We start from the raw sequence: 21,963 nt of genomic DNA on the forward strand, positions 1-21,963 counted from the left end.
GCGCGCAGCTGGACATCCCGCAAAGCGGGTCAATGCGGCGGGTTGATCAGTGGCAGCAGATCAACCCGCCGTTTTTCATCCGGGGGGAACGTGAATTTTGAGGTGGGGCGCAAGCGAAAGGGACAGTCGTCTTGGCGCGCAGGTTTAGAGGTGAAAGCCACCATAAGGTGGACACGAAGGGCAGGGTCTCGATCCCGGCCTCGTTTCGCCGTGTGCTTGAGGCCTCGGACCCCAACTGGCAGCCCGGTGACAATCCTGAACTTGTGATTGTCTATGGCGACCACCGCCGCAAATACCTTGAATGCTATACGATGGAAGCGATCGACGAGGTGGACGCCAAGATCGACGCGCTGCCGCGTGGCTCGATGCAGCGGCGGATGCTGCAGCGGATGTTCCACGGTCAGTCCTTCCCGACCAACGTGGACGAAACCGGCCGTCTGGTACTGCCCGCCAAGCTGCGCAACAAGATCGATCTTGAGAACGAGGCGTTCTTTATCGCTGCCGGTGACACCTTCCAGATCTGGAAGCCCGAGACATACGAGGCCGAGGAACTGGCCACGACCGAGGAATGGCTGGACGATCTGCCCGAGGATTTCGATCCGATGCAGTATCTCGATGGCATCGGGGATGGGTGACGGCATGGCCGGCGCTCAGAATTCTTCCGACAAACCTCATATCCCTGTTCTGCTGCGCCCGTTGCTGGCTGCCGTGGCGCCGGTATCCGGTGTCTGGCTGGATGGCACATTCGGCGCAGGCGGTTATACCCGTGGTCTGCTCGAGGCCGGGGCCGAGAAAGTCATTGGCGTGGATCGTGACCCGCTGGCCTTTGAAATGGCCGCCGATTGGGCCGGGGAATACGGGGGACGGCTGGTAATGCAGCAGGGCGTGTTCTCTCGCATGGATGAATATGCGCAGGGTCTCGACGGTGTGGTGCTGGACCTTGGCGTGTCGTCGATGCAACTGGATCAGGCCGGACGCGGATTTTCCTTCATGAAAGACGGCCCGCTGGACATGCGCATGAGCCAGGAAGGCGAAAGCGCCGCTGATCTTGTGAACGAGGCGACCGAGGCGAAACTGGCCGATATCCTGTTCCATTTCGGCGAGGAACGCGCCAGCCGTCGCATCGCAAAGGCCATCGTCAAGGCGCGGGCTGAGGAACCGATCACCACGACCCTGCGTCTGGCCGAGATCATCGAATCCTGCCTGCCGCGCCCGAAGCCCGGTCAATCGCACCCGGCGACACGCAGCTTTCAGGGGCTGCGCATCGCGGTGAATGCGGAATATGAAGAGCTGTTTCAGGGCCTCATGGCCGCCGAACGCGCGCTGAAACCGGGCGGGCAACTGGCCGTTGTCACTTTCCACTCCATCGAGGATCGGATGGTCAAACGGTTCTTCCAGTCGCGCGCGGGCAAGACCGGCCGGGCCAACCGCTATGCGCCCGAGATGCAGCAGGAACAGCCTCAATTTACCCTGAAGACCCGCAAGGCCGTGGGGCCGGACGATCAGGAATTGCAGGAAAATCCGCGTGCGCGCTCGGCCAAGCTGCGTGTCGCGGTCCGGACGGACGCTTCGGCCGGGGAAATCGAAGCCCGCGCCATCGGCATGCCGCAACTGGGGGGGAAGGCAAGATGAAGAGTATTCTGTATGTGTTGACAGCCCTTTCCGTGTTCGGTCTGGCGCTCTGGGCCTATCAGGAAAACTATCGCACCCAGCAAGTGCTGCGGGAAACGCAATCGCTGCAGGGCAAGATCGGTATGGCGCAGGCGCGGCTGGCGGTGCTGAACGCCGAATGGGCCTATCTGAACCGGCCCGACCGTCTGCGCGAACTGGCAGACCTGAATTTCGAACGTCTGGGCCTGCTGCCCCTGCGCGCCGAACAGTTTGGTCGCGCTGACCAGATTTCCTATGGCGAAGACCCGGACCTGCCCATTGTCGACCCGCTTGAGCTGGAGCAGATCACCGACGTTCAGGCTCTGATCGAGGTGCAGATTCCATGACCCGCACACCGCTCCGCCCTTTGGCCCGTATCCTCGACGCCCGCGCCAAAGGCGAAAACCCCAAAGCGATTGAGCGTGAGAATATCCGCAAGCGCCACGAAGACATGAAAGACCGCGCCCGTGCCCGCGCCGAAGGCCGTCTGCTGGTGCTGGGTCTGTTTTTCTTCTGCGCCTTCTCGGTCGTGGGCTTCCGCATGGGTGCTTTGGCAACGTCCGAGGCGCAGGAGCCGCTGGCCAGCGCGCCGGGTGCCTCCATCGCCATGCAGCGCGCCAATATCGTTGACCGTGAAGGCCGCATTCTGGCAACCAATCTGGACACTTACTCGGTCTACGCGCAACCGCCGCTGATGATCGACCCGATTGCCGCTGCCGAGCAACTGGTCGCCATCTTCCCCGATCTGGACAGGGACCGTCTGGTCAAGGACTTCACCGGCAAGCGCAAGTTCCTCTGGATCAAGAAACGCATCTCGCCCGAGCAAAAGCAGGCGGTGCATGATATCGGCGATCCGGGCATTCTGTTCGGGCCCCGTGAAATGCGGCTGTATCCGAACGGACGACTGGCCGCGCATATTCTGGGCGGCTCGGGATTTGGCCGCGAAGGAGTCAGCGCCGCCGAGGTGATCGGCGTGGCGGGCGTCGAAAAGCAGTTCGACGACTATCTGCGCGACCCGGCCAACGGCAACAAGCCCCTTCAACTGTCGCTGGACCTGACCGTTCAGGCCGCCGTTGAGCAAGTGCTCTATGGTGGCATGAAGATCATGAATGCCAAGGGGGCTTCGGCGGTTCTAATGAATGCGCATACAGGTGAGGTGGTTTCTGCCGCCTCGCTGCCATCCTTCGATCCCAACGACCGCCCGCGTCCGCCGACTACGGGCTTTGATCCCTCGGACAGCCCGCTGTTCAACCGCTATGTGCAGGGTGTTTATGAGCTGGGTTCGGTGTTCAAAATTTTCACTGCCGCGCAGGCGGTGCAACTGGGGCTGGTGAATTCAAACACAATCATCGACACCTCTGGCCCGATGAAAATCGGCCGCTTCCCGATTGGGGAATTCAACGGCAAGAACTATGGCGAGATCAGCGTGGCTGATGTGATCGTCCATAGCTCGAACCGGGGCACCGGGCGATTGGCGCTGCAGATCGGCGGGCAGCGGCAGCAGGATTTCCTGAATGCACTGGGCATGTTCGACCCCACTCCGTTTGAGATTGTCGAGGCCAAAGGCGGTCAACCGCTCAAGCCCAAGAAATGGGGCGAACTAAGCACCGTGACCATCTCGTACGGTCATGGCCTGTCGACCAGCCCGATGCATCTGGCCGCCGGGTATGCCGCGATTGCCAATGGCGGGCACTATGTCAGCCCGACCATCCTGCGCCGCAATGGTCCGCAATACGGCCCACGCGTGATGTCCGAAAACACGGCCAAACAAGCGCAGAACATGCTGCGCAAGGTTGTCACCGATGGCACGGCCAGCTTTGGCGACGTTAAGGGATATGATGTGGCAGGCAAAACTGGCACTGCAGACAAGCCCAAACCGCGTGGTGGGTATTATGATGACAAGGTAATCGCCACCTTCGCCACCATTTTTCCGGCCTACGATCCGAAATATGTGCTGATCGTCACGCTGGATGAGCCGTCCATCGTTGCCTACGGCGAAAAGCGCCGCACGGCAGGTTGGACCGCCGTTCCCGTGGCCGCCGAATTGATCGGGCGGGTGGCACCGCTTTTGGGTCTCAGACCCCGGCTTGAGCCTGAGGCGCGCGCTGCTATAACGCTGACCTCGAATTAGGCTGTCCGACAAGAGGTGGGTCATGGGCAATCGATCAAAGAAACTCAGCGAACTGGCCCTGACCGCACGGGGCGGGGCGAATCCCGACATCACCGGACTGGCCGTCGACAGCCGCGAGGTGAAGGACGGCTTCCTGTTCGCAGCCCTTCCCGGCACCCGCCTTCACGGGGGTGAGTTCATCCAGTTCGCCCTGCGCATGGGCGCTGCCGCCATCCTGACCGACGCCAAAGGGGCCGAGATCGCGGCCTCCGAACTGGCCGCATCCGACGCCGCATTGATCGTGACCGAGGATCCGCGTCAAGCGCTGGCCGGTGCCGCCGCACTATGGTTCGGCGCGCAACCGCAGACCATTGTGGCGGTCACCGGCACCAATGGCAAAACATCCGTGGCCAGCTTTGTCCGACAGATCTGGACCGAGCTTGATCTGGCCGCCGTCAATCTCGGCACCACCGGGGTTGAAGGCGCATGGACCGCGCCGCTGGCCCACACCACGCCCGAGCCAATCACGCTGCACCGTTGTTTGGCCGAGGCGGCCCAGAACGGTGTGACCCATGCGGCGATGGAGGCATCCTCGCACGGGCTCGAACAGCGCCGTCTGGACGGGGTGCATCTGACCGCCGCCGGATTCTCGAACTTCACGCAGGACCATCTGGATTATCACGACACCTTCGCGGCCTATTTCGCTGCCAAGGCGGGTCTGTTCGACCGGGTGCTGCCCGAAGACGGAATCGCGGTGATCAATCTTGGCGACCCGAAAGGTGCCGAGATGCGCAAGATCGCCGAGGCGCGGGGCCAGAATGTCATCACGGTGGGGCCTGAGGGCTCTGACCTTTGCCTGTTGAATCAAAGGTTTGACGCCACCGGACAGGACCTGCGTTTTTCCTGGAAGGGCAAGGTGTATCAGACCCGCCTGAACCTGATCGGCGGGTTTCAGGCTGAAAATGTTCTGCTCGCCTGCGGTCTGGTTATTGCGGCGGGCGAGGACCCCGAGCGCGTGTTTGAAACCCTGCCGCACCTGACCACCGTGCGGGGCCGGATGCAACTGGCCGCCACCCGCGAAAACGGCGCGGCGGTGTTTGTCGATTACGCCCATACACCCGATGCGGTGGCCACGGCGCTGAAAGCGATGCGCCCGCATGTGATGGGCCGCCTGATCGCCATTGTCGGCGCGGGCGGCGACCGCGATGCCACCAAACGCCCGCTCATGGGGCAGGCAGCGGCGGACAATGCCGATCTGGTCTTCGTCACCGACGACAACCCGCGCAGCGAAGACCCGGCCACCATCCGCGCCGCTGTCATGCTGGGCGCGCCCGAGGCCACCGAAGTCGGCGACCGGGCCGAGGCCATCCTGCGCGGCATCGACGCCCTGCAACCGGGCGATGCGCTGCTGATCGCGGGCAAAGGCCATGAAACCGGTCAGATCGTGGGTGATCAGGTGCTGCCTTTTGACGATATGGAACAGGTCAGTATCTCGGTCGCCGCGCTGGACGGGAGGGTCGCATGACGCTCTGGACCGCAGCCGAGGCCGCCGAAGCCACCAAGGGTCGTGCGACCTCAGATTGGCAGGTCAACGGAATCTCCATCGATACTCGCACATTGCAACCGGGCGACCTGTTCGTGGCACTGAAAGCCGCCCGCGACGGTCATGATTTCGTGGCGCAAGCGCTGGAGAAAAGCGCGGGGGCCGCGCTGGTGTCCCGCATCCCCGAAGGTGTACCCGAGGATGCGCCGCTGCTGATCGTAGATGATGTGTTGCAAGGGCTCGAGACGCTGGGGCAGGCCGCCCGCGCCCGGACCGACGCGCGCGTGGTTGGCGTGACCGGCAGCGTCGGCAAGACCTCGACCAAGGAAATGCTGGCCAGCATTCTGGAAACGCAAGGCAAAACCCATGCCAGCGTCGCCAGCTACAACAACCATTGGGGTGTGCCGCTGACGCTGGCCCGGATGCCGCGCGACACCGAATTCGCGGTGATCGAGATCGGCATGAACCATCCCGGCGAAATCGCCCCTTTGGCCCGTCAGGCACAACCGCATGTAGGGCTGGTGACGACCGTGGCTGCGGTGCATCTGGAAGCTTTCGACTCGGTCGCAGGCATTGCGCACGAAAAAGCCGCGATCTTCGACGGGCTGACCGATGGCGGGGCCGCCATCGTCAATGCGGATATCGAGCACGCCGACATCCTGCGCGACTGCGCTGAGGCCAAGGGTGCAAGGATTGTCGAGTTTGGCCGCAACGCGCGGGACTATTCCCTGACGGACGTGGTGCAGGGGCCGGACAACGTGCAGGCGCAGGGGACGGTTGGCGGCAAGTCCGTCCGGTTCGACGTGCATTCTGCTGGCACGCATTTCGCGATGAACGCATTGGGCGCTCTGGCGGCTTGTGCCGAATTGGGCGTCGATCTGGATCAGGCTATTGCGGGCCTGCGCCGCTGGTCCCCGGTCAAGGGGCGCGGTGTGCGCGAGATGATTGCGCTGCCGAGTGGCGGTCAGATTGAGCTTCTGGATGACAGCTACAACGCCAACCCGACCTCGATGGAGGCCGCGTTGGACGTGCTGGCCGCATCGCAGGGCAAACGCAAGATCGCGTTTCTGGGCGATATGAAAGAACTGGGCGCGCAGGAACAGGCGATGCACGCCGCCATGGCTGAGGTGACCGCGATGGCGCAGGTCGATCAGGTCCATTGCATCGGCCCGCTGATGCAATCGCTGCATCAGGCGTTGCCCGAAGACAAACGCGGGCTGTGGACCGAGACCAGCGATGAGATGGCCGCCCGTCTGTCCCAGCTGATCCGGGATGGCGATGCGGTGTTGGCAAAAGGTTCGCTCAGCATGGCATTGGCGCAGATTGTTGACGGTCTGCGGAAAATGGGGCAAGGGGGCGCGCTTGAGCCGTAAGCGCCGTTGATGCCCGTGTGAGAAAGGTATTGGTATGTTCTATTGGTTGACCGCCCTGTCGGACGGAGGGGATTTCTGGAACCTCTTCCGCTATATCACGTTCCGGGCAGGGGGCGCCTTTCTGACCGCGCTGATCTTCGGGTTTCTGTTTGGCAAGCCGCTGATCAACGTGCTGCGCCGCAAGCAGGGCAAGGGTCAGCCGATCCGCGATGACGGCCCCGAGGCGCATCTGTCCAAAGCCGGAACCCCCACCATGGGCGGGCTGCTGATCGTGGGCGCGCTGGTGACCTCGACCCTGATCTGGGCGCGCTGGGACAACCCGTATGTCTGGATGGTGCTGTTCGTGACGCTGGCCTATGCGGCGATCGGCTTTGCGGATGACTATGCCAAAGTGTCGAAACAGAACACCAAGGGCGTTTCCAGCAAAATGCGGCTGGCGCTGGGGATTATCATCGCCGTGTTGGCCTCGCTCTGGGCGGGATTGCATCACCCCGCCGATTTGCAGAACCAACTCGCCCTGCCGGTATTCAAGGATACGCTGATCAATCTGGGGCTGTTCTATATCCCGTTTGCTGTGATCGTCATCGTCGGCGCCGCCAATGCGGTGAACCTGACAGACGGTCTGGATGGTCTGGCCATCATGCCCGCGATGATCGCGGCCTCGACCCTGGGCGTGATTGCCTATGCGGTGGGGCGGGTCGACTTTACCGAATATCTGGACGTGCATTACGTGCCCGGTACCGGAGAGATTTTCATCTTCACCTCAGCACTGTTTGGCGCGGGCCTTGGATTTCTGTGGTATAACGCCCCCCCAGCGGCGGTGTTCATGGGTGATACCGGATCACTGGCCCTGGGTGGTGCGCTGGGCGCGATTGCCGTGGCCACCAAGCATGAGCTGGTGCTGGCCATTGTGGGCGGTCTGTTCGTGGTCGAGGCGCTGAGCGTGATCATTCAGGTGCTTTATTTCAAACGCACTGGACGACGGGTGTTTCTGATGGCGCCGATCCATCACCACTATGAGAAAAAGGGCTGGGCCGAACCCACCATCGTGATCCGGTTTTGGATCATCTCGCTGATCCTGGCGATGATCGGGTTGGCGACGCTGAAAGTCCGGTAACGCTCCCGCCGGGTTCGGAGGGCCTGTGGCCCCCTGCCACCCGTTGGGCCCGGCTCGCGCTGGCGCGCGAGCCTGAACGTGCCCTTGCCTTTGGGAAATCCTTCGGTGCAGTGTGGCGCAAATTTCTAATCGACGAAGGTGAGCAGCAGATGATCCCGGTCAAAGGGTTTTCAGGACAGAAGGTTGCGGTTCTGGGGCTGGGCCGGTCGGGCCTGACCACGGCGCGGGCGTTGCGGGCTGGCGGGGCCGAGCCGATCTGCTGGGATGACAACCCCGCCGCGCGTGAAGCCGCGGAGAGTGAGAGCTTTGCCTGCGCCGACCTGCGCCGTCACGGGGCGTTTGACGAGATCGCCACCCTGATCGTCTCGCCGGGTATCCCGCACCTGTATCCGACGCCGAACCCGGTGGTGGCCGCCGCGCAGGAGGCAGGCGTACCGGTCGACAATGATATCGGCCTGTTCTTCCGCTCTTTCGCCGGGCCGGAATGGAACAACTACGACACGCCGCCGCGTGTCATTGCGGTGACCGGATCGAACGGCAAATCGACCACCGCTGCGCTGATCCATCACGTCCTGACTGAGGCGGGGCGCGACTCGCAACTGGCGGGCAATATCGGGCGCGGTGTGCTGGATATCGATCCGGGCGGCGATGGGTCGGTGGTGGTGCTGGAACTGTCCAGCTATCAGACCGAACTGGCTCGCGCGCTGACTCCGGATGTGGCGGTGTTCACCAATCTCTCACCCGATCATCTGGACCGGCATGGCGGCATGGGCGGTTACTTCGCCGCCAAGCGCCGCCTGTTCGCCGAAGGAGGCCCGGATCGCGCCGTGATCGGCATCGACGAGGCCGAGGGCGCGTTTCTGGCCGGGCAACTGGCCGAAGGATCTGCGGATGACCGGGTGATCCGCGTCTCGGTGGCGCGCAAGCTGACCGGGCCGGGCTGGCAGGTCTTTGCCCGCAAGGGGTTCCTGTCGGAATACCGCAAGGGCCGCCAGGCGGGTTCGATCGACCTGCGCGGCATCAGGGGCCTGCCAGGCGCACATAATCACCAGAACGCCTGTGCCGCCTATGCCGCCTGCCGTTCGCTGGGTCTTGCCCCGCGTGTGATCGAGGACGCTCTGCACAGCTTCCCCGGCCTGCCGCATCGCAGCCAGATCATCGCCGATGCGGATGGCGTGACCTATGTGAACGACTCGAAAGCCACCAATGTGGACAGCGCCGCCAAAGCGCTGAGCGCCTTCAAGAAGATCCGCTGGATCTGCGGCGGGCTTGAGAAAGAGGGCGGGCTGGACGCCCTGAACACCGCGGCCGAGCAGGTGATCAAGGCCTATGTCATCGGACGCGAGGCGGCTGGGTTCGCCATGCAGTTGACTGCCGAGGCGCAGGTCTGCACCACCATGGCCGCCGCCGTCGAACAGGCCATGGCCGACGCACAGCCGGGCGAGGTGGTTCTGCTGGCCCCCGCAGCCGCCAGTTTCGACCAGTATGACAACTTCGAACAGCGCGGCGATGACTTCGTGGACGAGGTGAAAAAACGTCTCTGAAAGCAATACGTTTGCAATAGACCGCCGGTTTGGCGAAGCTGTGGCCTATCTGCTTGACGCGCCCTGCGCATTGGTTTTTGCCTTCAGGAAATGAAACACGAGGTCATGAATATGCCAAACCGTAAACTTCTTCTGATCGTTCCCGCCCTGCTGGCTGTCGCAGCCTGCACCAATACCGGCGCCAGCTATCAGCCCGTGATCGACGGCCCGGTGGGCCCGAACTACAACTCTGATCTGGCACAGTGCCAGCAACTGGCGGCCTCGCAGGCCAGCGTTGATGGCTCGACCGCAGGTAACGCCGCAATCGGTGCGGCGGGTGCAGCAGCCGTCACCGGCATCGTTCAGGACAGCAGCGACAATCTGGGTCGTGCAGCCGTTGCCGGTGCGCTGGTCGGAGCCGGTGCCGATGTGATCAACAAGAACCAGAACAAGGAAGTCATCGTGCGCAACTGCATGCGCGGACGTGGCTATAACGTCGTAGGTTAACCGCTTGCGATGGCGCTTCCGGCGGCGTGGCCCGAGGACCACGCCCACTGGAAGTTATAGCCACCCAGCCAGCCGGTGACATCCACCGCTTCGCCAATGACATAGAGGCCGGGGACATCCCTGGCCTCCATCGTTTTTGACGACAGCCCCTCGGTGTCGATACCGCCCAGAGTGACCTCGGCAGTGCGATAGCCCTCGGTGCCCGAAGGCGTAAGCTGCCAGTCGGACAGCGCAGTGATCAGATCTGACAGCGCCGCGTCGGACTGATCTGCAAGATTACCCTTCATCGGAATATGGTGCTTGAGATGGTCCACCAGCCGCGCGGGCAGGTGGCGCGACAGCTCGGTGGTCAGAGCCTTGCGCCCTGCGGCCTGTCGCTGCTCTCGCAGCAGATCGAACAGGGGCAGATCGGGGATCAGGTTGACCCGGATCGCCTCGCCCTCGCGCCAATAAGAGGACAATTGCAGCACTGACGGTCCGCTGAGGCCGCGATGGGTGAACAGCAGCGCCTCGTCAAAACTGGTGCGGTCGTTTGACAGACGCGCGGGCAGGGCGACGCCGGACAGGTCCTTGAACTTGCCGTCCGAGAAGGTGAACGGCACCAGCGCCGCGCGCGTGTCGGTCACTTGCAGCCCGAATTGCCGCGCAATGTCATAGGCCAGCCCGGTCGCGCCCATTTTGGGGATCGACTTGCCGCCGGTGGCCAACACCAGATTGTGGCAGGTCAGGTGCAGGCGCTGGCCTTCGCGCTCGACCTCCAGCGCAAAACCGCTCTCGGTCTTGCGCAGATCACGCTGCGCGGTCTGCACCCACAGCTCGACCCCGGCGCGTGCCATTTCGTCCAGCAGCATCTGGATGATCTGTTTCGACGATCCGTCGCAGAACAGCTGCCCCAATGTTTTCTCATGCCAGGCGATGCCGTGACGACCCACCAGATCGACGAAATCCCACTGCGTATACCGGGCCAGCGCCGATTTGCAGAAATGCGGGTTCTGAGACAGGAAATTGCCCGGCCCCGCATACATGTTGGTGAAATTGCACCGCCCGCCGCCCGAGATGCGAATCTTCTCGCCCGGCGCTTTGGCGTGATCGATCACCAGAACCCGCCCTCCGCAATGTGCAGCGCACATCATGCCGGCGGCCCCGGCACCAAGGATAATCGTATCATAGGTCATCTGCCGCCATTGGCCTGTTCCGGGCACAATGGCAAGAGGCTCGTGCCCGAGACTGCCGCTGATCTCTGATCCTGGGGGCGGCAGATGGCTCAGGACCGTGCGCGTGGGCCACAGAGGCCAGCGAACCGGACAGGTCGACTTGACCAGAGGGAACCCAGTCCTTAGCAAATCGCTAACGCTTATTGGTGAATAAGTGCGTGTTTATTGGTTTGGTGGAGTTAACCCAAAATGCCGACAACAATTTACGGAGCTTTTCGCAGCGACTCTACTTTGTCAGACGCCGGAGCCTCTTCCAGTGTCGAGGGCTCCACCTTTCAGATTTCCGCCTACAGCCAGATCACCATCGAAGATGGCGCAGACGGCACCATCTTTGATGGCGACAGCGTCTCGAACGAAACTGCGAATGACCCGACTCAAACACTCGATGGTGACATCATCTTCTGGGATTTCACGGTCTCAGTCACGGATGGAACCAATACCTACCAGATCGGCTTTTTCGATTATGACATCAATGGCGATGGCGACTCGATCGGGGTCGACAGCGAAGATGCCTATTTCATGGCCTTTATCGGCGGGACTATTCCGCCACTCAATACAACGCTGACGATCGTCGATATTATCGATAATGGCCCCGACATCGATATCGATACGGTCGTGCCATGTTTTACGGCCGGAACCCTGATCGACACCCCGAACGGCCCGAGGGCGATCGAGACGCTCAGGGCAGGGGATGCGGTGCTGACCCTCGATCACGGGCCGCAGATCATTCGCTGGATCGGGTCGCGTGATCTGGACAGCATCGATCTTCGCACCAAGCCCAAGCTGCGCGCAATCCGAATTTCCCAAGGTGCGCTTGGCGATGGACTGCCCTCGAGGGATCTGCGTGTGTCGCCGCAGCATCGGATGCTGGTGCGCTCGCCCATCGCGGTGCGTATGTTCGACACCGATGAAATCCTCGTGGCGGCACGCAAGTTGCTGGACCTTCCGGGCATCTGCGTGGATGCCGACGCGCCCGAGATCACCTATTTCCACATGTTGTTCGACCGGCATGAGGTGGTCTTCGCCGAAGGTGCCCCGTCCGAGAGCCTCTTTACCGGTCCCGAGGCCCTGAAAAGCGTTGGCGCAGCTGCGCTGGCCGAGATCAAAGCGCTGTTCCCCGAGATCTCGTCAGAGGTCTATGCGCCGCAGCTTGCGCGTCTGACACCGAACCGGGGTGCACAGGTCCGCTCGCTGATCCGGCGGCACGTCAAGAACGGGAAACCGCTTCTGACCTGAAGGCGGTGTGTGTGCCCAGCCACCGCGGCGCGCATTTCTTAGCGAAAATAGATCACTACGATTTGAAGTTAACATGCCTGTGAACTTGGTTTCTGACGGGCTGGCGAATGCACGAATTATTCCGGCCATGCGGCGGTTGTCGGAAATTGGAACAACCCCGCTTAGAAATGTCTCAAACCCTTTCATTCCACTGGCCTGAAAGCAAAATTCCCTGTAGACTCTCAAACAGATCCCGAAAACGGGACGTTAACGAGGCAGATAGTGGCGGTATCTCATGACTGAGATGGTGTATGGCGCGGTCCAGGACCAGCGCGGCGAACCGATTCTTCCAAAGTGGTGGCGGACGACTGACCGCTGGACGATGTCCTGCGTGCTGATCCTGTTCGTCATCGGGCTGTTGCTGGGGCTGGCCTCGTCGCCGCCTCTGGCTGGGCGCAACGGGTTTGATCCGTTTTATTACGTCGAACGTCAGGCGCTGTTTGGCGGCATGGCGCTGGTCGCGATGCTGTTGACCTCGATGATGTCGCCGACGCTGGTGCGGCGGCTGGCGGTTCTGGGCTTTCTGGCCTCCTTTGTGGCGCTCGCCTTCCTGCCCGTCTTCGGCACCGATTTCGGCAAGGGCGCGGTGCGCTGGTATGCGCTGGGCTTCGCCTCGATGCAGCCTTCGGAGTTTCTGAAGCCCGGTTTTGTCGTGGTCGCCGCCTGGCTGCTGGCCGCCTCGCAGGAAATCAACGGCCCGCCGGGGCGGCTGTGGTCCTTTGCGCTGTGCATGGCGATCGTGGCGATGCTGGTGATGCAGCCCGATTTCGGGCAGGCCTGCCTGATCCTGTTTGGCTGGGGCGTGATGTATTTTGTGGCGGGCGCACCGATGCTGCTGCTGCTTGGCATGGCCGGGGCGGTGGTGCTGGGCGGCATGTTCGCCTATTCCAACTCCGAACACTTCGCCCGCCGCATCGACGGGTTCCTGAACCAAGAGGTCGATCCGACCACCCAGCTGGGCTATGCCACCAACGCCATCCGCGAAGGTGGGCTGTTCGGTGTCGGCGTGGGCGAGGGGCAGGTGAAATGGTCGCTGCCCGATGCCCATACCGATTTCATCATCGCCGTCGCGGCCGAGGAATACGGCCTGATCCTGGTGCTGATCATCATCGCGCTTTATTCGCTGATCGTCGTGCGCTCGCTGCTGCGGCTGATGCGCGAACGCGACATGTTCATCCGTCTGGCCGGGACCGGTCTGGCCTGCATGTTCGGCGTTCAGGCGATGATCAACATGGGCGTCGCGGTGCGCCTGCTGCCCGCTAAGGGCATGACACTGCCGTTCGTCAGCTATGGCGGCTCGTCCCTGATCGCGGGCGGCATTGCGGTTGGCATGTTGCTGGCCTTCACCCGAACCCGTCCCCAGGGCGAGCTCGGTGATATTCTGCGCGGACGAGGCTGATGGGCACACCTTACCTTCTGATCGCGGCGGGCGGCACCGGGGGGCACATGTTCCCGGCGCAGGCACTGGCCGAGGCGATGTTGAAAAAGGGCTGGCGCGTGCGCCTGTCCACCGACCCACGCGGCGCGCGCTATACCGGCGCGTTCCCCGAGGGCGTCGAGATTGTCGAGGCCTCCTCGGCCACCTTTGCCCGCGGCGGTCTGGCCGCCAAGGCGCTGGTCGGCCCGAAGATCGCCGCAGGCGTGACGGGCATGGCAGCCCAGATGCTGCGCGACAGGCCGGGCGTGGTGGTCGGCTTCGGCGGCTATCCGTCGATCCCGGCGCTGGGGGCGGCGACGCTGCTTAAAATCCCGCGTATGATCCACGAACAGAACGGCGTGTTGGGCCGCGTGAATCAGGTCTTTGCAACCCGCGTGGCGCAGGTCGCCTGCGGTGTCTGGCCCACCGACTTGCCCGACGGGGCGCAGGGTATCCACACCGGCAACCCGGTGCGCGCCGCCGTGCTGGAGCGCTCCGCCGCGCCCTATATCCCGCCAGGCGATTATCCGATGTCGGTGCTGGTCATGGGCGGCTCTCAGGGTGCGCGCATCCTCAGCGATGTGGTGCCCGACGCGATTGCGGCGCTGCCCGAATATCTGCGCGGCTTTGTCCGTGTTTCACATCAGGCCCGCGCGGAGGATCAGGCGCGGGTGGCCGCGTTCTATGCCGAACACGGCATCCTTGCCGATGTACAACCCTTCTTCGAAGACGTCCCCCGGCGGATGTCCGAGGCGCAGCTGGTCATCTCGCGCTCGGGCGCGTCCAGCGTTGCCGATATCTCAATCATCGGGCGGCCCTCGATCCTGATCCCGCTTGCCACGGCCGCTGGCGATCACCAGACCGCCAATGCGCGCGGGCTGGTGCAGGCGGGCGGGGCGATCCTGATCCCTGAAAATGCGCTTGACGTTGCCGCGCTGACGCAGCAAATGACCACGGTTCTGACCAACCCCGAAGCCGCACAGAAAATGGCCCATGCCGCGCTGTCGACCGGCGCACCCGACGCAACCGATCGTCTGGTGGCCCAGGTTGAACATCTGGCGCAGAAGGAGACCGCATGACCCCAGCAACCAAACTGCCGCAGGACGTAGGGCCGATCCACTTCGTGGGCATCGGCGGGATCGGGATGTCGGGCATCGCCGAGGTGCTTCTGAACCTTGGCTACCGGGTACAGGGGTCGGACCTAAAAACCTCGAAGATCACGGACCGGCTGGCCGCGCTGGGGGCCGAGATTTTCGAAGGCCAGCGCGCCGAAAACCTTAAAAACGCCGCCGTCGTCGTGGTCTCGACCGCGATCAAGCCGGGCAACCCGGAACTGGATCAGGCGCGCGCGCAGGGTCTGCCGGTGGTGCGCCGCGCCGATATGCTGGCAGAGCTGATGCGCCTGAAATCCAACATCGCCATCGCCGGAACCCATGGCAAGACCACCACGACCACGATGATGGCCGAATTGATGGTCGCGGGCGATTTCGACCCCACAGTGATCAATGGCGGCATCATTCACGCCTATGGCTCGAATGCGCGTATGGGGCAGGGCGAATGGATGGTGGTCGAAGCGGATGAGAGCGATGGTTCCTTCAACCGCCTGCCCGCAACCATCGCCATCGTCACCAATATCGACCCCGAGCATATGGAGCATTGGGGTGATTTCGACCTGCTGCGCGCAGGTTTTCATGAATTCGTCTCGAACCTGCCCTTCTATGGCCTCGCCGTCTGCTGCACCGATCATGCCGAGGTTCAGGCACTGGTCGGTCGCGTCACCGACCGCCGCGTACGCACCTATGGCTTCAACGCGCAGGCCGATGTGCGGGCCGAGAATCTGACCTATAAGGGGGGCGTCGCCCATTTCGACATCCACCTGCAATATGAAGACAAGATGATCGAGGGCTGCACCCTGCCGATGCCCGGCGACCACAACGTCTCGAACGCTTTGTCTGCTGTGGCCGTGGCCCGTCATCTGGGCATGAAGGCCAGTGAAATTCGCGAGGCTTTAGCCAATTTCGGCGGCGTCAACCGCCGTTTCACCAAGGTCGGAGAGGTCGATGGCGTCACCATCATCGACGATTATGGCCACCACCCGGTGGAGATTGCCGCCGTCCTCAAGGCCGCCCGTCAGGCCACCGAGGGCCGCGTCATCGCCGTCCACCAACCGCACCGCTATTCGCGCCTGTCCAACCTGTTCGACGATTTCTGCACCTGCTTCAATGACGCCGATGTGGTCGCCATCGCCGAAGTGTTCGCCGCCGGAGAAGACCCGATCGAGGGTGCGTCCCGCGACGATCTGGTGCAGGGCCTGATCCGCCACGGCCACCGCCATGCACGTGCGATCCTGGATGAAGGTGACCTCGAACGCCTCGTCCGCGAACAGGCTCGCCCCGGCGATATGGTCGTCTGCCTCGGCGCCGGCACCATCAGCGCCTGGGCCAACGGGTTGCCCGACCGGCTGATCGCCAAAGCGAGCTGATCCCGTGGCGTGGTCACTGATAACCGCTTGCGGCTGGGTCCTCGCCTCAACCATCGTGGCGATGCTGCCCATGCGCCTGCAATTCCCGCCGGGCGTGGTGCTGTTTGCCAGCGCGCCCGCCCTGATCCTGTGGCTGAGTATCGACTATGGCTGGTTCATCGGGGTGCTGGCCGTTGCCGGTTTCGCCTCGATGTACCGCAACCCGATCCGCTTCTATTGGCGCAAATGGACGGGCAGAGAGGTGTCGGAATGAACTGGTCGATTGCGCTTGCCGGTCTTTGGGGGCTGACCGCCAATGTTCTGGCCATGCTGCCCAGCAAGGACAACCACTGGCGGCGCGCTTATTTCCTGATCGCCGTGGGCGTTCCCATCCTGGGCTATGTCACCTATGAAAACGGCCCGTGGGTCGGGCTGCTCGTTCTTGCCGCAGGCATGTCGGTGCTGCGCTGGCCAGTGATTTATCTGACCCGTTGGACAAAGTCTAAAATGCAGGGCATGAAGGCAGCCAACAAGTAACCGACCGTCTCAAGGAGGCCCCCATGGTCGACATCGCCACATTCGCTTATCTGCCACTGATTTTCTTCGTCCTCGGCGCCGCAGCGGGCTTTGTTGCCGGGCGCTGGATCGGCACCAAGGGGTTGCTGTGGCTGATCGGGCTGGCCTCGGTCGTGGCGGTGGTGCTGATCGTGATGCTGGCCGGGATCGGCACCGGCGAAGAAGAACAGGCCTTTGGCCCCTTCGTCTGGCTGACTGGCGGTGTTCTGCCCTTCCTGTTCGCGACCATCATGGGCGGCGTCGGCGGGCGCAGCCTGGCGGCACGGGCGGACGCATGATCGAACTGCCCGAGGTTCGGGGGCGTCTGACGCAGGCCCGTCCTCTGAACGACCTCACCTGGCTGCGGGTCGGCGGCCCGGCGGACTATCTGTTCCAGCCCGCCGATACCGAAGACTTGCAGGCCTTTCTACGCGACTTGCCCGCTGATGTGCCTGTCTTTCCCATGGGCGTCGGCTCGAACCTCATCGTCCGCGATGGCGGCCTGCGCGCCGTGGTGATCCGGTTGGGGCGTGGGTTCAATGGAATTTCCATCGACGGCAACACGGTGACCGCAGGCGCCGCGGCGCTGGACGCACATGTGGCGCGCAAGGCGGCGGATGCGGGCGTTGACCTGACATTCTTGCGTACCATCCCCGGTTCCATCGGCGGCGCGGTGCGCATGAACGCAGGCTGCTATGGCAGCTACACGGCGGATGTGCTGCAAACGGCCTCCGTCGTTACCCGGTCCGGTGACCTTATCGATTTGACCCCGCAAGACCTCAACTTCCGCTACCGCCAATCCGAACTGCCCGCAGGCGCGGTGCTGGTTTCGGCCACGTTCCAGGGTCCCTCGGGCGATCCGGCAGAGCTGCACGCCCGCATGGAAGCGCAATTGCAAAAGCGCGACGAAACCCAGCCCACCAAGGACCGCAGCGCCGGGTCGACTTTCCGCAATCCGGCCGGGTTCTCTTCGACCGGGCGCGCCGATGATGTGCATGACCTCAAGGCATGGAAAGTGATCGACGACGCGGGCATGCGCGGTGCCACGCGCGGCGGCGCGCAGATGAGCCCCAAGCACTCGAATTTCCTGATCAATACCGGCACCGCCACCGCCGCCGACCTCGAAGGTCTGGGCGAAGAGGTGCGAAAAAAGGTTTACGAAACAAGCGGCATCACGCTAGAGTGGGAAATCATGCGGGTCGGTGATCCGCTGAAAGAATAAAGCCCCAACCGTCAGACCAAAACAGGCAATTAACGGCGACGGATCAAAGGCATAAACGCAGTACGGACCACCACATAAGGTCCGGGGACATTGAGGCGCACATTGGGAATGTCGAGCAGGACAAACCCCAAAGTGGCGGTATTGATGGGCGGCCCCTCGGCGGAACGCGAGGTGTCTCTCAGCTCTGGGCGCGAATGCGCGGCCGCCCTTGTGGGAGAAGGCTTTGAAGTGGTCGAACTGGACGCTGGTCCCGACCTTTACGCGCGCCTTTCAGATATCAAGCCGGATGTGGTTTTCAACGCCCTGCATGGCCGTTGGGGCGAAGACGGCTGCGTGCAGGGCCTGCTGGAATGGATGCGCATTCCCTATACGCATTCCGGCGTGCTGGCCTCGGCCCTTGCGATGGACAAGCAGCGCAGCAAAGAGATTTACCAGACCGAAGGCCTGCCTGTTGTCCCCAGCATGATCGTGCCCAAACCCGAAGTGATCGCAGCCCATGTGATGGAACCTCCCTACGTGGCCAAGCCCAACAATGAAGGCTCCAGCGTCGGCATCTATATCGTGCATGAAAACGCCAACGGCCCGCCGCAACTGGACGCGGCGATGCCCGATCAGGTGATGGTCGAGAAATATGTCGCCGGTCGCGAGCTGACGGTGACCGTAATGGGCGACCGCGCCCTGACGGTGACCGAGATCATGACCGATGGCGGCTGGTACGACTATGACGCCAAGTATAAACCGGGCGGCTCGTGGCACGTGCTGCCCGCCGACATCCCGCAGGACATCTTCGACCGCTGCATGGATTACGCGCTGAAAGCCCATGCCGCACTGGGCTGCCGCGGCGTGTCCCGCACCGATTTCCGCTGGGATGACAGCATGGGCGCAGATGGCGTGTTCCTGCTGGAAACCAACACCCAGCCCGGCATGACACCGACCTCTCTGGCCCCCGAGCAGGCCGCGCATATCGGCATGACATTCGGCCAGCTCTGCGCCTGGATGGTGGAGGACGCCTCATGCGACCGCTGAGAGCCACCCGCGCGCCGGTGATCCACCGGACCAAGGCTCTGGCCGGGCCGGATGCGGATTTTGAAGCGGCCCCAAGGCCCGAACCCAAATCCAAACCCAAGCTGCGCCTGCGCGGGACCCGGTTCCTCAGCCGTACCCGGCTGTCCGATCCCGCGCCGTCGCGCCTCAGCTACCGCTTTCAGCGCTGGATGCTCACCCCCGGCATCCGGCGCGGGCTGAAGATCGGCCTGCCGGTTCTGGCCGTTCTCGGCCTGATCGGCGGCTTCTTTGCCTCCGAAGACCGGCGCGAGGCGGTCAACACCTATATCGCCGACATCAAGACCTCGATTCAGGAACGCCCTGAATTCATGGTCAACCTGATGGCCATCGACGGGGCAGGGACCACGCTGTCCGAAGATATCCGCGAGATCGTGCCGCTCGATTTCCCGCTCAGTTCCTGGGATCTGGATGTCGAGCAGATCCGCGACACCATCACCGGGCTTGATCCGGTGAAATCGGCCACCGTGCGCATTCGCCCCGGCGGCATCCTGCAGGTGGACGTGGTGGAACGTCAGCCGGTCATCGTCTGGCGCACCCGCGACGGGATCGAGCTGCTGGACGAAACCGGTGCCCATGTGGACATGATCGCGGCGCGGGCCGATCACGCCACCCTGCCGCTGATCGCGGGGAAGGGAGCGGACAAACACGTCCCCGAGGCGCTGCAGATTCTGACCACCGCCCGAAGTCTGGGCGAGCGGGTCCGGGGCCTCGTCCGCGTCGGCGAAAGGCGCTGGGATCTGGTGCTGGATCGCAACCAGCGCATCATGCTGCCGACCGAACGTCCGGCCCGCGCGCTGGAACGCGTGCTGGCGGTGAATGAGGTGCAGGACCTTCTGGAACGCGACGTGGCTGCGGTCGATATGCGACTGGGCCAGCGGCCAACCATCCGAATGAACGAAACGGCCAGCGCAGACTGGTGGAACACAAAAACAGATGTGAGTAGCGGGCAGTAACGACCATGATGACCGATCTTTATCAGTCCCAACGCGCCATGCGGCAGATGCGCCGGCAGGCGATGCAACGCGGCGTCGTCGCCATTCTGGATGTGGGCAGCTCGAAAATCGCCTGCCTTGTTCTGCGCTTCGATGGCACCGGGCGGTTGTCCGAGGATAACTCGATCGGTTCCATGGCCGGTCAAACCGGGTTCCGGGTGATCGGGGCTGCGACCACCCGTTCGCGCGGGGTACAGTTCGGCGAAGTTACCGCGATGCAGGAAACCGAACGTGCCATCCGGACCGCCCTGCAGGCGGCGCAGAAGATGGCCGATATCCGCGTCGATCACGTCATCGCGTCGTTTTCGGGGGCAAACCCGCGCTCTTACGGGCTGGACGCGCAGGTCGATCTGGAAGGTCAGCTTGTCACCGAGGCCGAGGTCGGCCGTGTTCTGAACGCCTGCGACGTGCCCGATTACGGCGAAGGGCGCGAGGTGCTGCATGCCCAGCCGGTGAATTTCGCGCTCGACAACCGCTCGGGTCTGATCGATCCGCGCGGGCAGATGGGGCAGAGCCTTGCCGTCGACATGCACATGCTGACCGTCGATGCGATAGCGATCCAGAACATCGTCCGCTGTATTAAGCGTTGTGATTTGGAACTGGCGGGGATTGCGAATTCGGCCTATGTCTCGGGCATTTCCGCGCTGGTCGAGGACGAACAGGAACTGGGCGCGGCCTGCATCGACATGGGTGGCGGCACCACCAGCGTGTCGATCTTCATGAAGAAACACATGATCTACGCCGATTGCGTGCGCATGGGCGGCGATCACGTGACCAGCGACATCTCGATGGGCCTCGGCGTGCCCGCAGCGGTGGCCGAACGGATCAAGACCTTCAACGGCGGCGTTCACGCCACCGGGGTCGATGACCGCGACCTGATCGATATCGGTGGCGATACCGGTGATTGGGAACACGACCGCCGCACCGTCAGCCGCGCCGAGCTGATCGGCATCATGCGCCCGCGCGTCGAGGAAATCCTCGAAGAAGTGCGCACCCGTCTGGACGCTGCCGGGTTCGATCACCTGCCCAGCCAGCAGATCGTGCTGACCGGCGGCGGCAGCCAGATCATGGGCCTTGACGGGCTGGCCAGCCGCATTCTGGGTCAACGCGTGCGCCTGGGCCGTCCGTTGCGCGTCCACGGCCTGCCGCAGTCGGCGACCGGGCCGGGGTTTTCTTCGGCGGTTGGTCTCAGCCTGTTTGCGGCGCATCCGCAGGACGAATGGTGGGATTTCGAAATCCCCGTTGACACCTATGCTACGCGCCCGTTCAAACGCGCCGTGCGCTGGTTCCGTGACAATTGGTAAAGCCCTGCGCCGGGCAGTTCTCGGTGCGGCACTGTGGCCCGCTGCGGTCCCGGCTCAGACCTTGATCACACCCGAGGCATTCCTGAACGCCGTTGTCGGCAAAACCGTCACCTTCCACGAAATCCGCAGCGATATGCTGGTCGGGACCGAGGAATTCCTCAGCCCGACTCTCTCAGTCTGGCGGATGGAGGGGCGGGGCTGTGTCTATGGTCAGATCACCACGCCGAACGGCCAGATCTGCTTTCTTTATGATGATGCGCCCGATGGGCTGCCGGTTTGCTGGTGGCCCTTCCTGCATGATGACCGGCTGATGGTCCGGCTGGCCCGTTTCGTCGGCAGCGAAACGCAAGAGATCCGCAGTGTCACCGAGGACAGCCTGAACTGCCCAAGTATACCGATAGGCTGAAGAAATCGGTTGCGGCGCGGTCCGAATTCCCGCAAGATAACCTCAAGGCCCGGCAGAGGCCCAGCGGCAGGACATTGAGCAGTTTTCCGCGACCCGAACAAGTAATCCCCGGTTTTCGCACCCTCTTCAGGTGGGTGGGGTCTTTTGTTGTGTAGTGCCGCATGAGGCTTGCGTCGCAACATGTGGCGCTAACAGCGAAATGCCGCTGTTTGCTGCCTTATTTCCTCCA

The 21,963-nt window shown here is 63.0% G+C and carries 22 protein-coding genes; 21 read left to right on the forward strand and 1 reads right to left on the reverse strand.

All coding sequences use genetic code 11. The features are described from left to right. Positions 1–131: 131 nt before the first annotated feature. The 9 genes from mraZ to ACR0K9_RS07030 all read left to right on the forward strand — a co-directional run bounded on the left by mraZ (position 132) and on the right by ACR0K9_RS07030 (position 9,823). Entirely contained in the window at positions 132–635 is a 504-nt protein-coding gene (gene mraZ / locus ACR0K9_RS06990; RefSeq protein ID WP_170476981.1) for a division/cell wall cluster transcriptional repressor MraZ, read from the forward strand. A 4-nt stretch (positions 636–639) separates the two neighbouring features. Further along, entirely contained in the window at positions 640–1,632 is a 993-nt protein-coding gene (gene rsmH, locus ACR0K9_RS06995; RefSeq protein ID WP_480822079.1) for a 16S rRNA (cytosine(1402)-N(4))-methyltransferase RsmH, read from the forward strand. After that, positions 1,629–1,997, forward strand: a complete 369-nt coding sequence (gene ftsL, locus ACR0K9_RS07000; RefSeq protein ID WP_480821827.1) for a cell division protein FtsL — start codon at positions 1,629–1,631, stop codon at positions 1,995–1,997. Before rsmH ends, ftsL begins: the two co-directional genes overlap by 4 nt. Then, on the forward strand, positions 1,994–3,781 hold the full coding sequence (locus ACR0K9_RS07005; RefSeq protein ID WP_480821829.1) for a peptidoglycan D,D-transpeptidase FtsI family protein: 1,788 nt from the start codon (positions 1,994–1,996) through the stop codon (positions 3,779–3,781). The genes ftsL and ACR0K9_RS07005 overlap by 4 nt, the downstream gene beginning before the upstream one ends. A gap of 22 nt (positions 3,782–3,803) precedes the next feature. Further along, positions 3,804–5,285: a UDP-N-acetylmuramoyl-L-alanyl-D-glutamate--2,6-diaminopimelate ligase gene (locus ACR0K9_RS07010; protein ID WP_480821831.1), complete on the forward strand. Its 1,482-nt coding sequence runs from the start codon at positions 3,804–3,806 to the stop codon at positions 5,283–5,285. Beyond that, on the forward strand, positions 5,282–6,676 hold the full coding sequence (locus ACR0K9_RS07015; protein ID WP_480821833.1) for a UDP-N-acetylmuramoyl-tripeptide--D-alanyl-D-alanine ligase: 1,395 nt from the start codon (positions 5,282–5,284) through the stop codon (positions 6,674–6,676). The genes ACR0K9_RS07010 and ACR0K9_RS07015 overlap by 4 nt, the downstream gene beginning before the upstream one ends. A 34-nt stretch (positions 6,677–6,710) precedes the next feature. After that, positions 6,711–7,793 (forward strand): phospho-N-acetylmuramoyl-pentapeptide-transferase, encoded by a 1,083-nt coding sequence (mraY, locus tag ACR0K9_RS07020; protein WP_480530029.1) that lies wholly within the window; start codon positions 6,711–6,713, stop codon positions 7,791–7,793. A gap of 149 nt (positions 7,794–7,942) precedes the next feature. Next, a complete protein-coding gene (murD, locus tag ACR0K9_RS07025; RefSeq protein ID WP_480822081.1) occupies positions 7,943–9,337 on the forward strand; it encodes a UDP-N-acetylmuramoyl-L-alanine--D-glutamate ligase in 1,395 nt (464 codons plus the stop codon). 111 nt (positions 9,338–9,448) lie between these two features. Beyond that, the gene (locus ACR0K9_RS07030) at positions 9,449–9,823 is read left to right on the forward strand and encodes a glycine zipper family protein (protein WP_480530024.1); all 375 of its coding nucleotides are present in this window, start codon (positions 9,449–9,451) and stop codon (positions 9,821–9,823) included. Here the strand turns inward: ACR0K9_RS07030 and ACR0K9_RS07035 are convergent. Then, complete coding sequence (locus ACR0K9_RS07035; protein ID WP_480821835.1) at positions 9,820–10,998, reverse strand: BaiN/RdsA family NAD(P)/FAD-dependent oxidoreductase; 1,179 nt, start codon at positions 10,996–10,998, stop codon at positions 9,820–9,822. The genes ACR0K9_RS07030 and ACR0K9_RS07035 overlap by 4 nt on opposite strands. Before the next feature lie 228 nt (positions 10,999–11,226). Here ACR0K9_RS07035 and ACR0K9_RS07040 point away from each other — a divergent pair, with 228 nt between their 5' ends. The 12 genes from ACR0K9_RS07040 (at position 11,227) to ACR0K9_RS07095 (ending at position 21,734) form a co-directional block, all read left to right on the forward strand. Beyond that, positions 11,227–12,273, forward strand: coding sequence for a Hint domain-containing protein (locus tag ACR0K9_RS07040; protein ID WP_480821837.1), 1,047 nt, complete (start codon positions 11,227–11,229; stop codon positions 12,271–12,273). Between the two features lie 274 nt (positions 12,274–12,547). After that, a complete protein-coding gene (gene ftsW, locus ACR0K9_RS07045; protein WP_480530018.1) occupies positions 12,548–13,711 on the forward strand; it encodes a putative lipid II flippase FtsW in 1,164 nt (387 codons plus the stop codon). Beyond that, a complete protein-coding gene (locus ACR0K9_RS07050; RefSeq protein ID WP_480821839.1) occupies positions 13,711–14,808 on the forward strand; it encodes a UDP-N-acetylglucosamine--N-acetylmuramyl-(pentapeptide) pyrophosphoryl-undecaprenol N-acetylglucosamine transferase in 1,098 nt (365 codons plus the stop codon). Before ftsW ends, ACR0K9_RS07050 begins: the two co-directional genes overlap by 1 nt. Beyond that, positions 14,805–16,211, forward strand: a complete 1,407-nt coding sequence (gene murC / locus ACR0K9_RS07055; RefSeq protein ID WP_480821841.1) for a UDP-N-acetylmuramate--L-alanine ligase — start codon at positions 14,805–14,807, stop codon at positions 16,209–16,211. Before ACR0K9_RS07050 ends, murC begins: the two co-directional genes overlap by 4 nt. 4 nt (positions 16,212–16,215) lie before the next feature. Next, positions 16,216–16,464 carry a DUF2484 family protein gene (locus tag ACR0K9_RS07060; protein ID WP_480821843.1) on the forward strand — a complete coding sequence of 83 codons (249 nt, stop codon included), beginning with the start codon at positions 16,216–16,218 and terminating at the stop codon, positions 16,462–16,464. Beyond that, positions 16,461–16,727: a DUF2484 family protein gene (locus ACR0K9_RS07065; protein ID WP_480821845.1), complete on the forward strand. Its 267-nt coding sequence runs from the start codon at positions 16,461–16,463 to the stop codon at positions 16,725–16,727. The genes ACR0K9_RS07060 and ACR0K9_RS07065 overlap by 4 nt, the downstream gene beginning before the upstream one ends. A 23-nt stretch (positions 16,728–16,750) precedes the next feature. Further along, positions 16,751–17,044: a hypothetical protein gene (locus ACR0K9_RS07070; RefSeq protein ID WP_480821847.1), complete on the forward strand. Its 294-nt coding sequence runs from the start codon at positions 16,751–16,753 to the stop codon at positions 17,042–17,044. After that, complete coding sequence (murB, locus tag ACR0K9_RS07075) at positions 17,041–17,967, forward strand: UDP-N-acetylmuramate dehydrogenase (protein ID WP_480821849.1); 927 nt, start codon at positions 17,041–17,043, stop codon at positions 17,965–17,967. The genes ACR0K9_RS07070 and murB overlap by 4 nt, the downstream gene beginning before the upstream one ends. A gap of 102 nt (positions 17,968–18,069) precedes the next feature. Continuing rightward, positions 18,070–18,993, forward strand: coding sequence for a D-alanine--D-alanine ligase (locus ACR0K9_RS07080; protein WP_480821851.1), 924 nt, complete (start codon positions 18,070–18,072; stop codon positions 18,991–18,993). Continuing rightward, positions 18,981–19,985: a cell division protein FtsQ/DivIB gene (locus ACR0K9_RS07085; RefSeq protein WP_480821853.1), complete on the forward strand. Its 1,005-nt coding sequence runs from the start codon at positions 18,981–18,983 to the stop codon at positions 19,983–19,985. Before ACR0K9_RS07080 ends, ACR0K9_RS07085 begins: the two co-directional genes overlap by 13 nt. A gap of 8 nt (positions 19,986–19,993) precedes the next feature. Continuing rightward, a complete protein-coding gene (ftsA, locus tag ACR0K9_RS07090; protein ID WP_480822083.1) occupies positions 19,994–21,328 on the forward strand; it encodes a cell division protein FtsA in 1,335 nt (444 codons plus the stop codon). Further along, positions 21,315–21,734 carry a hypothetical protein gene (locus ACR0K9_RS07095; protein ID WP_480530000.1) on the forward strand — a complete coding sequence of 140 codons (420 nt, stop codon included), beginning with the start codon at positions 21,315–21,317 and terminating at the stop codon, positions 21,732–21,734. Before ftsA ends, ACR0K9_RS07095 begins: the two co-directional genes overlap by 14 nt. The last annotated feature ends 229 nt before the right edge of the window (positions 21,735–21,963 follow it).

It is taken from the genome of Ruegeria sp. L12, assembly GCF_056531745.1.